At 36.1% G+C, this 14,040-nt stretch carries 13 protein-coding genes and 1 tRNA gene; 4 read left to right on the top strand and 10 right to left on the bottom strand.

The features are described from left to right. The first annotated feature begins 68 nt into the window (after positions 1-68). Positions 69-224: a hypothetical protein gene (locus ACFX4E_RS18150; RefSeq protein WP_169305162.1), complete on the top strand. Its 156-nt coding sequence runs from the start codon at positions 69-71 to the stop codon at positions 222-224. A 9-nt stretch (positions 225-233) separates the two neighbouring features. Here ACFX4E_RS18150 and ACFX4E_RS18145 read toward each other — a convergent pair whose 3' ends face one another. The 4 genes from ACFX4E_RS18145 to pdxR form a co-directional block, all read right to left on the bottom strand. After that, on the bottom strand, positions 234-2,168 hold the full coding sequence (locus tag ACFX4E_RS18145) for an alkyl/aryl-sulfatase (protein WP_377238802.1): 1,935 nt from the start codon (positions 2,166-2,168) through the stop codon (positions 234-236). Between the two features lie 649 nt (positions 2,169-2,817). Beyond that, positions 2,818-3,663 carry a DUF2971 domain-containing protein gene (locus tag ACFX4E_RS18140; protein ID WP_377238803.1) on the bottom strand — a complete coding sequence of 282 codons (846 nt, stop codon included), beginning with the start codon at positions 3,661-3,663 and terminating at the stop codon, positions 2,818-2,820. 138 nt (positions 3,664-3,801) lie between these two features. Next, complete coding sequence (locus ACFX4E_RS18135; RefSeq protein ID WP_098331728.1) at positions 3,802-4,434, bottom strand: hypothetical protein; 633 nt, start codon at positions 4,432-4,434, stop codon at positions 3,802-3,804. Between the two features lie 513 nt (positions 4,435-4,947). Next, positions 4,948-6,381, bottom strand: coding sequence for a MocR-like pyridoxine biosynthesis transcription factor PdxR (gene pdxR / locus ACFX4E_RS18130; RefSeq protein WP_377238804.1), 1,434 nt, complete (start codon positions 6,379-6,381; stop codon positions 4,948-4,950). A 136-nt stretch (positions 6,382-6,517) separates the two neighbouring features. Here pdxR and ACFX4E_RS18125 point away from each other — a divergent pair, with 136 nt between their 5' ends. Beyond that, complete coding sequence (locus ACFX4E_RS18125) at positions 6,518-7,417, top strand: DMT family transporter (RefSeq protein ID WP_377238805.1); 900 nt, start codon at positions 6,518-6,520, stop codon at positions 7,415-7,417. 157 nt (positions 7,418-7,574) lie between these two features. Here ACFX4E_RS18125 and ACFX4E_RS18120 read toward each other — a convergent pair whose 3' ends face one another. Together ACFX4E_RS18120 and ACFX4E_RS18115 are read right to left on the bottom strand one after the other, a co-directional pair. Continuing rightward, a complete protein-coding gene (locus ACFX4E_RS18120) occupies positions 7,575-7,805 on the bottom strand; it encodes a hypothetical protein (RefSeq protein ID WP_016764194.1) in 231 nt (76 codons plus the stop codon). A 181-nt stretch (positions 7,806-7,986) separates the two neighbouring features. Continuing rightward, positions 7,987-9,288 (bottom strand): GH25 family lysozyme, encoded by a 1,302-nt coding sequence (locus ACFX4E_RS18115; RefSeq protein WP_377238806.1) that lies wholly within the window; start codon positions 9,286-9,288, stop codon positions 7,987-7,989. A 225-nt stretch (positions 9,289-9,513) separates the two neighbouring features. Here ACFX4E_RS18115 and ACFX4E_RS18110 point away from each other — a divergent pair, with 225 nt between their 5' ends. Both ACFX4E_RS18110 and ACFX4E_RS18105 read left to right on the top strand, forming a co-directional pair. After that, positions 9,514-10,062: an HD domain-containing protein gene (locus tag ACFX4E_RS18110; RefSeq protein WP_377238807.1), complete on the top strand. Its 549-nt coding sequence runs from the start codon at positions 9,514-9,516 to the stop codon at positions 10,060-10,062. Positions 10,063-10,168: 106 nt separating this feature from the next. Then, positions 10,169-10,240 (top strand) — tRNA-Ala (locus tag ACFX4E_RS18105). 117 nt (positions 10,241-10,357) lie between these two features. Here ACFX4E_RS18105 and ACFX4E_RS18100 read toward each other — a convergent pair. The 4 genes from ACFX4E_RS18100 to ACFX4E_RS18085 all read right to left on the bottom strand — a co-directional run bounded on the left by ACFX4E_RS18100 (position 10,358) and on the right by ACFX4E_RS18085 (position 13,922). Continuing rightward, the gene (locus tag ACFX4E_RS18100) at positions 10,358-10,507 is read right to left on the bottom strand and encodes a hypothetical protein (protein ID WP_013057122.1); all 150 of its coding nucleotides are present in this window, start codon (positions 10,505-10,507) and stop codon (positions 10,358-10,360) included. Positions 10,508-11,315: 808 nt separating this feature from the next. Next, positions 11,316-11,858, bottom strand: coding sequence for a DUF6143 family protein (locus ACFX4E_RS18095; RefSeq protein ID WP_050688904.1), 543 nt, complete (start codon positions 11,856-11,858; stop codon positions 11,316-11,318). 278 nt (positions 11,859-12,136) lie between these two features. Further along, entirely contained in the window at positions 12,137-12,598 is a 462-nt protein-coding gene (locus tag ACFX4E_RS18090; RefSeq protein ID WP_253352830.1) for a hypothetical protein, read from the bottom strand. 124 nt (positions 12,599-12,722) lie between these two features. Then, positions 12,723-13,922, bottom strand: a complete 1,200-nt coding sequence (locus ACFX4E_RS18085; protein ID WP_057243561.1) for a phosphoglycerate dehydrogenase — start codon at positions 13,920-13,922, stop codon at positions 12,723-12,725. Positions 13,923-14,040: the final 118 nt, after the last annotated feature.

The raw sequence follows: 14,040 nt of genomic DNA, 5'->3' as shown, positions 1-14,040 counted from the left end.
TAGGCTGATATTAGTATATACTTAAAGAAATAAGACAAACTATTTATACTACAAAGGAGGAAAGTGCTATGTTACATGAAAGAAAAGAACAAGAACCAAACAATCACTGTATAGAATGCTGTTCCATCTGCGGAGAAAGGCTAACATCTTTTCAAGAAAAAGAAATCTTCACATGCGACAGCTGCTTTGAACAGAAAATCAACGATGTGCTTTCTGAGCTGTAATCAGGTACTTTATTTTTTAGAAACAGGTGTCACAATATTAAAGTTTGGATCGATAGAATCCTGACAAGACAAAAAGAAATCCCATTTCGATTTATCTCCTTGAACAAATAGGACCGAGCTATAAGAGTGATCATTTGTAGTTGTGAGTCGATATAAGGTATCTTGCCACATCGTTACCGTCACCTCAGCTTTCCTTCGCGTATCTCCAAAATACCTAAAGATTCCATGCTTAAGTTCTGTAAGAGCTACTTCATTACGATCGGGTATCACAAACAATATACGATAGTTACATGCACCTGCTTTTAATCCATCTACGCGAATGCTAAATAGTTCTAAAATATTTTTTAAAGGAAGTGTATCCCATACTTCTTTTGTGATAATGTTGGCAGGAAGCGGTATATTACCTAAACGAAGTTCTTTGGCTCCTGTTAAATATTCATTTCGCCAAGGGCCAGATTCAGCTGTATACCCTAACTGTTCAAGCGCGTCTGCACATAAAAGTTTTGCCTTCACATGGTGAGGGTCAGCATAAATAACTTGTTTGGTCACTTCAGCTACCCATTGGTAGTCGCCTTGTTGAAAACAGCACTGCGCTTTTTTGACAATGTTGTCCGCTCCGCCCATATACTCTACATACTTCTTAGCTGACTCTTCAGGAAACAGTTTATTTAAATCTACAGGATTGCTGTTATACCAGCCCATATAGCGCTGATAAACCGCTTTTGCGTTGTGGTTAACCGTTCCATAAAAACCGTTGGTATACCACTCGTGAGATAGGATTTCTGGCAGCTTCATCATTCGGCCGACGTGATCAATGGTATATCCTTGATTCATGAGCCTTAATGTCTGATCATGAATATATTGATAAACATCTCGTTGGTTTTCGATATAGGTAATACACGACTCGTTTCCGAACCTTGGCCAATTATGTACCCCAAATACAGTTGTTAGCTCTTGGCCAAACAAATCGATTGCTTGCTGCAAGTATCTTGACCATGCTGCTGCGTCTCTTACTTTTGCTCCTCTGAGCGTATAGAGGTTGTGCTGAGTGGCCGTACAGTTTTCTGCAATACACAGAGACTTTTCACTAGGAATATAGATGTTCATTTCAGCAGGCGCTTCCGTTCCTGGCGTAAGCTGAAACCGAAATGAGACGCCGTCAATTTTCTTACTTACATAAGAATGAGGTTCGGAAGGACGAATTTCTTCTATTCCTTTAATAAGCGTGATTGTTCCAAATGAAATTTCTTTTCCGATACCGTTGTCAATTAGGCCTTTTTCATCGCGTCGCAGTTGAATACCGTACATATATTGACTTCTTCGTGTCATTGCTGTGGCTGCCGTGACGTTTTCATCGATAACCGCATCCATAAACCCAGCAGGAGCATAAACTTTACTAGTTTTATTTTGTGTTGAGTCAGGTAATACTCCTAAAACTCCACCGTAATGGTCTATATGTGAATGTGAGAAGATAACGGCTCTAACGGGACGCTTCCCGCAGTGCTGGTTTACTAGTTTAAGTGCTTCTTCTGCTGTTTCTTTTGACGTCAAGCAATCAATAACAATCCATCCCGTTTTTCCTTTAACAAATGTAATATTAGCCATATCAAAGCCTCTGACTTGAAAGATATTTTCAGTTACTTGATATAAGCCGGCTTGTACATTTAATTTTCCTTGTTCCCACAGTTTAGGGTGGACAGTAGCAGGTGTAGATTGTTCAAATAAAAAAGCGTACTTTCTTAAATCCCATACAGGATACAGCTGATTTTTTTTGAAAATCAGAGGAAAAGGTACGCGTACAAGAGCTTGGTAATCCGCAAGATTTTGTTCTAATTTCACTTGTTCCCAGTCTATGTTTTTATAAGTATCAGCATTAGTCGCTGCAGTCTTTTGAGTAGCATCTTTTCGGTGAATCGTTAACTCCTGTTCATAATCACACAGCATAACCCCCTCCTTTTTATTACTTTATGCGTAAAAATGAGACGAAGTACAAAAAAGGAGGGAAAATAGAGTTAACAAAAAAGAAGATGCGCTTAGTACGCATCTTCTTTTTTATACTGAATGTTATGTTTGAATAGTCGAGTATTCTGTCTGAATTAGACAGCCTAGCACTTAGTATAACGATTGTTTACCAATGTGCCTTTTGTAATCAAAACAAATCTTCCTTCTAAGGTGCTCAATACGTTTCTTGAAGTCGCTGTAAAACAATGCATGTGTACAGTCTCTCCTTTCTTGTATTGGCCTTACATAGAATGTATACCCGGAAAAAAATAAACAAAACACGATTTGGTTATTTTTTCAAAAATAATAATAAATCCACTCTGGGGTGTTTTTTAGAGAACGTTCCCATTTAGGTATTTCATCTATTACTCTTTTGGTTAATCTACGGCTATTTGTTTTATCTTCATTAATTTCTCGTTCTACGTGCGTAATCATCTCGCGATCATAAATGATACAGCTCGCTTCATCATTCTAATACGTATAGGCTTTGGAGGTTTGTTTTATTTTATATGAGGAAATGCATGAAAATATAGAATATGTAACACAAAAGCTTAATCATTTTTGATTAAGCTTTTGTGTACTTCGCTAGCATTTAGTAAATATAGTCCCTATATAAGTCGGACTGAGTGACCTTTTTATAAGCGAGTCCGTGTTTTTTAGCAAGGGCTTTTACTTCATCTACGCAGCTTTGAGCACTTCTTGGTGATACGTAAATTTCATTGATCAGCTGATGTAAATTACATGTAAGGAGGTTACCATGCTCGTGAGAAAAATCATACGATCTTTTTTCAAGGATATCCATTCGTTTTTGCCATTGATTTGCGGAAATACCTTGAATTTCGAATAGCTTTTGCAGCTTCCAAGCGTGTATGCGACTTGCTACAATAACAAGCCTCAATTCATTTTCATGCTGATAGGATTTGCGCTTGTAAAATAACGTGTCATATACAGAATGACTGACCATTTCTTTTTGGAAGTCTATGTACTGCACTTTTCCAGAGAAGATTTTATAGCGTAAATCTTTAATACTGCACAATAAATTTTCATAGGTGGTTTTAATAGCTACGCCATCATTCCCCTTTAAATATAGATCCCACATTCCAGCGGCTTCGTAATCATTGATATGCCAGGATGAAACAGCAGAAAATTCATGGATTTTTCTTATATAGGTTCTAGAGGTACGGTTATGACGTTCGCCTTTTTTTCTTAACTCTTCTATGTTCCACATTGAAGAGCATCCTTCAAGAGGGTCCGAAAATGCATCAGGTTTTGCGAAAAAAAGCGCATTGGTTTCCAGTAAATCTTGAAAATCAGACAGCGGCATAAATCGCCACACCGTCGGATTATTGTGCACCTTATAGCGTTCATCATAATCGTCATAGCTAGATTCGAATCTTTTGGCATATTCGTAAGCTTTATCTCTATAAGCTAAATCCATTGGTTTTCCTCCTCTGAATGCATATTCATACTTGAATTATAGCACTTAATTGTTGTAATTTTCAAAATTATCCACCTGTATTAAGAGAGTTCTGTTATCAGAAAAGAAGACACGCCTCAACACCTGCAGCGTGTCTTCTTATTTAATGAAATGAATGTTTTGCTTAACACTTTCACTTTCTGGCTGATTTAATTCCAATAAATAAATTTTATCCGCTCGAAAATCAGTATTCTTCATTTCTTTTTTTAAGGTACGAATAAAGGCAGCTGAACTTTTTCCGCAGGCTTCAAAATAATGAAATGTGTGTACAACAAATAGAATGGATGCTCCACTGTAATCTTTTTTGCTCTTTTTTTGGATGTTTTCTAGCACTTTTTCTATATACTCTTCTACAGAACCTTCCGTCTGGATACGGGGTAGAGCAAAATTTCCTGAATTGACCCTCTGTGCATCTTCAAATTCCAGTTTCCCATCTTTGTAAGAAGTAATTTCAATTCGTTTTTCAGTACCATCCGGCTGAAGAATTAATCCGTCGTATCCTTGACTTCCAATAATAAGCTTCAATTTTGAATTCCTCGGACAATAGGAAGATTGGCTGAAGCAATAAAGCGGATAAAACTCTTCAAAAAACTTTTTGAAACGCCCTTTTTTAAGTCGGGCTAATTTTATATATTCTCTGTTTTGATGAATCATTTGCTGCGTATGTTCAAAATACTGCTTCATTTCTTCTTGCGTTCTGTACACATCAAGATCTTTAAATAATTCATCCATCTTTTTCACCTTCAATCCCACCAACTAAAAAAGTCTTCTTACTTAGTAGATACATATTCATAAATGTGTGTGACAATTTTCTTTTTTTTAGATATAGCCTTTTTTAAAACAAAACGTGCACACTTTTCATTTTTTTGCATATCCTGTTATTCGTGCGTTCAATTATGAGCGTACGTTTCAGCCTTTAGTTGTAAAAGATGAACCGCAAAGTTACAGCTGATGGCGGATGATATGCGTCTGATTATTTCATAAACTATAACAAACAGGAAACTTAACAATAATTGAGGTGTTGGAAATGTTTGATAATGATTACGTAGTTAAAACCATTCACGATTTACATGTAAAACGTACAGAAAGCAAATTAAAAGTCTTCTTAACTTATTTTTATCATAAAAAATAACATGGATTTATAGACGGTAATATATAGTCAGTTGTTACTTGGAGTTTTTTATAGGAAGAAGAGTTTGATACAAGCAAAAAGGAATAGTGGGTAATCCACTACTCCTTTTTTTACTATACTTGCAATTCCCGAATAAGTTCAGCAAGAATTTTAATGCTTCTATCGATATCTGGTAAAGAGGCATAGGCGTAAGAAAGCCGGAGATAACTGCCGGTTTCTTGTGCATAGATACTTCCGGAATTAAGCAATATCCCTCTTTTTAAAGCACGAGAGTATAAAGATTTCATTGAAATAGAAGGTTGAATATGCACCCATATAAAAAAGCCTCCTTCAGGATTCGTCCATGTCGCTACATCTCCTGCATATGTTTCTAAAGCATTCAGCATAACTTTTCTTCTTGTTCGCAATTCGGTTCGTACCGTTTCCATATGCTGTTGATATAAGCCATTTTTAAACCATTCTGTTGCCACTCTTTGAGACAATGAGCTAGATCCATAATCCGTTTGCATTTTAATATCCGCCAAACGCTCAATGACTGGTTCTGGGCCGACTATCCATCCGATACGTAATCCCGGGCTTAATGTTTTAGAAAGACTGCTAACATATAACACGTGTCCATTTCTATCTAAAGCCTTTAATGGCAACGGAGGCTGTTTATTTAGCCATAATTCGCGGTATAAATCATCTTCAATAATAGGAAGCTGATGTTCCTCACATTCTTTCAGCAAATCGTAACGCCTTTTTTGTGACATTAATGTTCCCGTTGGGTTATGAAAACATGGATTTGTATATAAAATAGCTTGCCCTTCTTGAGGGTCGGCGCGTTTTATAGCTGTTACTTTTATTCCTTCCTCATCCATAGAAAGACCTTTGAGTTTCATTCCCGCTGATTGAAATACATGTAAGGAGTATAGATAAGAAGGTTTTTCTAGCAAAACCGAAGAGTTCTTTTGCAGCAGTCCAATTGAAATAAGCTGAAGAGCTTGAAGAGCGCCGGAAACAATTAAAATAGAATCTGGAGAAGATTCAATCCCCGTTGTTTTCATATACGCACTTAACTCTTTTCGTAAAGGAAAATACCCCTTTGGTTCTTCGTATCCCAGAACCTCCATGTTTTTTGCTACTTTTTCCATAGCGTATTTCATTTTATCTTTAGGGAATATGTCAGGTGAAAGCTCTCCTTTGCTTAATTGAATAAGGTTTGAGTTAAATTCGGATTCATTAATATCTTGTACCATTGCTTGACTCGGACGATGCGTACCTGATTTCACATGAACATTCCAATCGGGCGGAGTCGTAGCCAAAAGTGTCCATGTATTATTTATAACGATTGTTCCCTTTCCCATCTTACCTTCAATTAAACCGTCCGCTGTTAATTCCTCTAATGCCGTGATGACCGTACTTCGGTTAACATCGAACATAGCAGCAAGCTTTCGCTGACTAGGAATTTTACTTCCAATCGGCCATTCTCCACGCGCAATTTTCTCTTTCATAAAATCAATGATGTGTTTGTATTTTGGATAACTTGAACTGTTTCCTTGATTCATACATTTACTCCTGTTTTTAAAGTGGTTGGGTTAATTGCTTTTAAACTGGTTGAAGACATTTTATCAAATGTTTATTAACATGGGAACCACAATAGATACTGGTTGGATTCAAAATGAAAAATGGAGATGAATAGGCATGAAATTAACGTTTAGTCTGGTGTTCTTACATATACTGATGATTAGCTTATGGGCTTCAGCATTTCCAGTTATTCAAATAGGGCTGGAATCGTTTTCTCCTCAGCACCTTGCTTTTGTTCGGTTAAGTATTGCTTCTTTAGTACTGTTAGTTATTGCAATAGGTACACGCATGCGCTTGCCTGATATAAAAGATATTCCACTTCTTTTAGCACTCGGTTTTTTAGGTTTTGCCGTATATCACACGGCATTAAACATTGGAGAAAAAACGGTGAGTGCGGGTATTGCGAGTTTACTGGTCTCGACTACTCCTATTTTTTCTTCGCTTTTAGCTATTTTTCTTTTTCAGGAGGAGTTCGGAAAAAGAAAATGGATTGGATCTGCAGTAAGCTTTGCAGGTATTGCACTTTTAACCTTCAGCAAAGAGAACTTTGTACACTCAATTAATGGAATCTTACTGATTCTGCTAGCTGCCCTTGCAGAAAGCATCTATATAGTATGTCAAAAAAATTTATTAAAAAAGTATGGTTTTCTTTCTTTTGTGACGTACAGTATTTGGGGGGCTACAATTTCTATGCTTGTTTTTTTACCTGGGTTAGAAACAGAACTTGCACATATCTCTGTCAGATCAGCGATAAGCGTGACATATTTAGGATTATTTCCAACCGTTATTCCCTATATGGTACTCGCTTATCTGACATCGCGTATAGGTTCTGCTGAGGCTGCCATTTCTCTTTACTTAACTCCTGCGCTGTCCTTTTTCTTAGCGTGGCTGCTTTTAAAAGATATCCCGAGTGCAGCTTCCATTGTGGGAAGCATCATTACGTTATGCGGCGTGTTGCTTACACATAGTAAAAGAAAAGTAGTGGTAAAAGAGACAAAGTTCACAATGCAAAGATAATGTGTATGCTTTAAGGAATTGTCTTAGAGGCTATGTTTTTTATTTATATATTTTATTTAGAACATACTTTAATTTCTTCTTTTTGCAGTTTAATTAACAATTAATAAAAAAGCGCCTTTCTTTAATCTTGGTTTAAGATTTAAAGAAAGGCGCTTTTTTATGTAGTTTCTAATTCCGCTTTTATTTTCCCAGCCACTGCGTGAGTCAGCTGCTGAAGATCGTAAATCTCTTCTCCTGAAAGTACTACATGTCCATTTAAAACATGGTTATGTTTATATGCTCGATACGTCACTTCGATACTTTTTATCGCACGCTCTACTTCATCATTCACCATAATACTTTCATAGTGATAGGATAGTGTTTCAATTCGAATCTGCGTATTTTTCATATTCATTCACCCTCCATGAGCCGTTGACTAAAAATATGACTGTTAGAGGTGAACTATACATAGAAACTTTTTTGTTATCACCTACTTTGTTATTTAGAACATATTTTAATTACTTAATTCATCTCTGCTATTCTTTTTTTACAAAATACCAAAATAAACCCCCGCTCTTCGGAGCGGGAGTTTATTGCTTGTAGTACCAGCCTTTTTTATCTAAAAACTGTTTAACTTTTACAAAATCCAGCCCAGCTGCGGTAAGTTCAGCGGACGGATTACCTATTGCATGTACGTGTAATTCACTGTCGATTCCTTCATTTTTTAAGAAAGCACGAAACTCTGTTTCCATGTCTTTACTTAATCCGCCTGTTTTAATTGTAATTGGGATAGGTTCTACGTCTTTCATTTGCACAAATCCGCCTGGAACAGCCCATGCTGCATTCGTATAGCCATATACACTAAATACCGTGCCTTTTTTTATAGTTCTAAAATTCTCTGTTATATTCGCATATTTGTAGACTCCAATATCCTTCTTCGCTTTTACTTGAAAAGAATATTTATCTCCGAGTGAAGTAACCTTTGGTAATGATTCTTCGACAGAATTGCTTACACCCTTAAGCAATTCCATTATTTTAGCTAATGTTTTCTCATCAGCTTTTCCAGTTGACGTTAATCCATACTTTTCTTGAAGAGCTTTAACAGCTGCAACAGTTTCGCTGCCATATTGACCATCGGTTCCTTGCTGGGAAAGTTCAAATCCTAATTTAATTAAGTTTTGCTGCAGTTCTTTTACAGCTAGTCCGCTATCACCTTGCTGCAATTGTGCTGATGGCTTATTATTTTCCACCACCGTCACGCCCGTATTAATACTATTAAAGAAATCCAGGTCCATTTCATTGATATCAACATTGCCTTTAATCCCGTTTACTTTTCCTTGATCTGTATATTGAAACATAGACCATCTATCCCAAATCGCCGTATCACCTGGGTTAGCAAATCCCTTAGAGCGGTTACTTCCACTGTAACGAGCTATCCATAGCGGATATCTTGCCACAACGCTTGTAAAATTGGATTTAATAAAACTATACCCCGTGTAAAGAATAGGCGTAATGCTTGTTTTCCTTTCAATATACTCCATCCATCTAACTGCAAAGGCTGTGACCTGCGCTTTTGTTTTCCCTTTATTTTCTTCCAAATCTAAGCAATGAGGCAAATCAACCTTCATGCTGCCTAATTTATTTAAAAAGAAATTAACTTCTGCAATGGGATCATTATCAGCATGAGCAAAGTGATAAAAGCCTACACGTAGACCTGCATTTTTTGCACCTATATAATTATCATATGATTTTTTATCTAAGAAGGTTGTACCTTCTGTTAATTTAATATACGCGCCTTTTACACCATCCGACGCCACTTTTTCCCAATCAATTGTTCCGTTGTGATGAGAAACATCAATGACCTTAATATTTTGATTATTACGGTTTTGCATTGCTATCACTCCTTCATACAAACTATGAATAAAAAAGGAAATGGCAACTGATACAGGCCTATTAAATAGATATTAGGCTTTATAAAAAAACTACAATATGAAGGGATTTTGGTAGCCTTCCCTTATTATAAGAAATGAATTTGTGCAATTTTATAAAGTGAGGAAAGCTATATTCGTTTATACTAATAATATGAAGATATACTGAATAAAAAGTGGAGGAATATGATGTCTTTAATAAAAGAAGCACGTAGATATGCAGAACACGCTCATAGCGGCCAAATGCGCAAACTGTCCGATATACCTTATATTGTTCATCCTATTAACGTAGGTAATATTTTAGAAAAAGCGGGTTTTAGTGAAGAAGTAATTGCAGCAGCTTATCTGCATGATGCTGTAGAAGATACAAGTGTAACACTCGAAGAAATTGTACAAAGATTTGGTTTAGAGGTAGCGGGGATTGTTGAAGCTCATACAGAAAACAAATCAAAAAGCTGGGAAGAACGTAAACAGCATACAATTCAAATTGTGAAAACTGGTTCTCTTGAAGTGAAATCTTTAATTGTAGCAGATAAATTAGACAATTTACGGTCTTTAAAAGAAAGCTACGATCAGCAAGGAGATACGATTTGGAATAGCTTTAAAAGAGGATTCGAAAAGCAGAAATGGTACTACGAATCCATCAGCAAATATGCTGCACAAGGATTGGAACCAAACCAAATTCCAAGTTTTTTTTATACGTATAAACAAGAAGTAAATGATTTTTTTAGAAGTTAATATTCATATGAAAAAATTAGAAAACACTGAAAATAACTATTGCGAATGCGCTGCATACGTATTAAAATATAGTAGAGTCAACACGCAATGAAGGCTCTACATAATCGGGACTGTAGTTCAGTGGGAGAATACTTGTCTGGCAGACAAGGGGTCGTGGGTTCGAATCCCATCAGTTCCATAAAACCAGTTGTATCAAGAGTTTAAACCACTTTAACACTCTGCAGGGTGGAATGGTTGCAATACTATTTCATCTGACCTCTTCATGATTTCCATGAAGAGGTTTTTTATTTTCTTTTTACGATTGATCCTCATGATTTTTATGATTATTCTTTTCACTACTCCTACTGACAATTTCTCTAAGTTCGCCCTCGTCGCCTTTTGCATTGATGATTTCAAAAAGCTGATTCAGCCCTTCACTTGTTTCATCATTTGGTTCTTTGCCCATTCAATCCCCTCCTTTTGCTTCTAGGATGCCCATTTTTTTCACATTGTTTCACGTAAAAAGCAATTCATCAATATTAATTCGCCGTAAAAGTATACCTTTACGACCCTTGTACAATTACTGGTTATACAGATATACTCAATCAATTCTTTCAATTTTGCAGCGTTTTATAGGGTTTCTAGTACTCATCTATAATGAAATAATCATCACAAACTTCGGTAAAATCGTTCTCTTCGTGGAGATCTACTTCTTTATCTTTAGATATCTCGGTTTCTGTTGTAAATAGTTTAAAAAGCTTGTTTAACATTGTCCCACCTCATATCTTTTATTAATACATTCAGTATGATTAATTTATATGAAGCCAGTATGAATTGAAACTTAAGATAATGTGAATGTAGACATTAACGTGAGATGTTAAGCATGCTTATACCCTGGACGAAAAGGTTACTTAATTCTACAAAGAAGTGATTAGTATATCAGCTGTATGTGGCATTCGTTCTATAACAGTCGTTTTTGTTATTCGTTTTGCCATTGTACTAGGTAGCTTAGTTTTATGTATTATCGCTTTAATCCCTTAGTTATCAACATCCTTAAATACCATTCGAATGGCTTGTGTAGTTGGAATTATCCTTTTGCTTGCTTTGTTTTTCTTTAGTTATATCCACAATTGAACGAAAAAACGCAAGCTATAAAAAAAGAACTTTGTATGTTGCTGCAAAGTTCTTTTCATAAACACTTACTGTTTGTTAAGAACTGTATGAAATATGAAATAGCTCATACACTGCTTATACAATCGTTAAGGCCTATTTAGTTAACAGTCCTTCTTACGTTTTTTCTCGAACCATCCATATGCAATTTCAGCTTCAATTTCTTTGTTTCCCGGAGAAACTAAGAAAATAACGTATGAACCGTTGTTTGGAAAGATAAATTTGCCGTCTTCATCACTTACTAATGTACTTTTCGGCGGAACAACACGGTTAAATACGTTTACCCCTTTAGTAGGAAAGCCTTTTACCATTTCTGCAAATTTAATTTTCCCTTTTGGTTTTGAACGTATTGTAGTATTTGCTGGACTCACATTATCTGAAGTTGTTCCTTTTCCAGGCGGGATAGAGTTAAACCAAATTTCAGCAGTAAAAGGTTCGTTGGAATAGTTAGTGATAGTAAAAGCATTCACAAATAAATCTACTCCGGAGCCGGAAGGGTTAACTAACCCGCCCCAAGCATTTCTATTTCCACCAAAACGAATAGGCTCAGTTTGTCCGACAAAGTAGTCTCCTTTTAAAGATTGATATAAAGGATTAGGTATATTAACAGCTTTAATATAAGGTTTACTCGACTCGTAATTTGACATACAATCATCTCCTTTCTGTACTATATTTTATGAGGTTTTTCTATAAATGCTTGGACACATGCATATATAAATATATTTACTCTTTATATAAACGCAAAAAGATAGACCCGGTACTGAGCCTATCTTTTCCTATCGCTTTTACAAAATAAAATTCCCTCTTGGCCTTTACCTTCCTAATGCCCTCGTTGACTGCTGGTGTATAAACGGATTGTTTTTTTGACTTTATACTTCGATGCTATTTTAATACTTCTACTATCACTTCTTAAAGTAGTAATCACCTATTCTTTTGTAGTCATAAAATGAAGAATCCTTACCTTTTTTTCACAATATTCAATAATTTCATAACAGACTGTGAGAATATCATGTCTAGACAGTTCTATTTCATCAAATACAAATTTTGAAAGCTGCTTCTGCAGAACCTCCAGCTTTTTGCTGTCTTCTTCATCGATCCATAGCCCTTCCGTAATACACACATCTGCTAGTTTGTTAATAGATTGAGCCGTCCAGTTTAATCCGGCTGAAGAAACAGTTTTTGTAAGTAAATCGTTTTTTATAGCTAGAATAACTTGACACACATGGGTATAGGCATCAACTTTCTTTTGGATAAATGCTTTGCGAAGCTCTTGCTTGTATTGCTCTTTCGACATCACTATGGCTACGACAGACGTAATGAATGTTCCTGCCAGCGCGATGAGCGACCCTATCAAAATTCCGATCAGTTCTCCTGACAAAACGTTCACCTCTTTAAAGGTATTTCTATATGCTATGGGAATGAAGGAAATGATATGAAGATAAACACTATGTAAAAACAGCCCTAACTTTTCTAAGTTAGGGCTGCAACACTAGAATATGATAGTAACCAAATTAGATAATACGACTTGTAATAATTCCTTCAATTTGACCAATTTTTTCTTCTAGCTCAGGCACAATCTCGTCACTTACTTGATTGTCAATATCGATCATTGTATACGCATATTCACCGCGGCTTCTGTTCACCATATCTGCGATGTTTAAATTGTAGTTTGAGAAAACTTGCGTAAGTTGTCCTACCATATTCGGCACGTTGTGATGGAAAGCAGCTACGCGTTTTTTCCCAGTGTAAGGAAGAGATGCATTCGGGAAGTTCACTGAGTTTTTAACGTTTCCAGTTTCTAAGAAATTTTTCACTTGACGTGCTGCCATTACCGCACAGTTTTCTTCTGATTCTTGAGTTGATGCCCCTAGATGAGGAATTGGCACAACATTTTTCATGTTCAAGACATTTTGATTTGGGAAATCTGTAATGTATCGTCCAACTTTTCCACTTTCAAGAGCAGCTTTCATATCTTCTTCGTTTACAAGCTCACCGCGTGAGAAGTTCAAAATATGAACATCAGGTTTCATGATGCTAAACGTTTCTTTATTGAAAACACCTTTTGTATCGTCCGTTAATGGAACGTGAACCGTAATATAGTCAGATGCTGCAAATAGTTCTTCTAGAGACATTGCACGCTGTACGTTGCGAGACAAATTCCAAGCTGTATTAACAGAAATGAATGGATCAAAACCAATTACGTCCATATCTAAATCAAGCGCATCGTTTGCTACAAGAGCACCAATTGCACCTAAACCAATAACGCCTAACGTTTTACCTTTGATTTCTTTTCCAACAAACTGTTTTTTACCTGCTTCAACTAATTTAGGAATTTGATCACCTTGGCCATCTAATCCTTTTGTCCATTCAACTCCAGCAAATAAGTTACGAGAAGAAGCCATAATTGTAGTTAAAACCATTTCTTTTACTGCGTTTGCATTAGCTCCTGGCGTATTAAATACAACGATACCTTGCTCCGTGCAAGCGTCCACCGGTATATTATTAACCCCTGCTCCAGCTCGTGCAATAGCTTTTAAATTTTGGTCAAATGTCATGCTGTGCATGTTAAAGCTACGCACGACAATCGCATCTGGATTTTCGCTGTCGTTGTCAATTTGATAACCTTCTTGATTAAAAACATTTAGACCTTTTTGTGCAATGTTGTTTAATGTTTTGATTGTTTGTACTTTTTCTAATGTTAATGTGCTCATTTTGTACTCTCCTCTGATTATCATCGTAGTTTTACATGTTTTTACCTTTGGATAAAGGAACTTAATTTTAATTTTTTAAAAAGTCTGGTTTTTCAGCCTACATGTGTGATAACTTCTA

Source organism: Priestia sp. YIM B13491 (assembly GCF_042787605.1).
GTDB classification, from domain to species: Bacteria; Bacillota; Bacilli; order Bacillales; family Bacillaceae_H; genus Priestia; species Priestia megaterium_E.
Note: the sequence above shows the minus strand (reverse complement) of the source record. Positions and strands in the feature narration are given on the sequence as shown.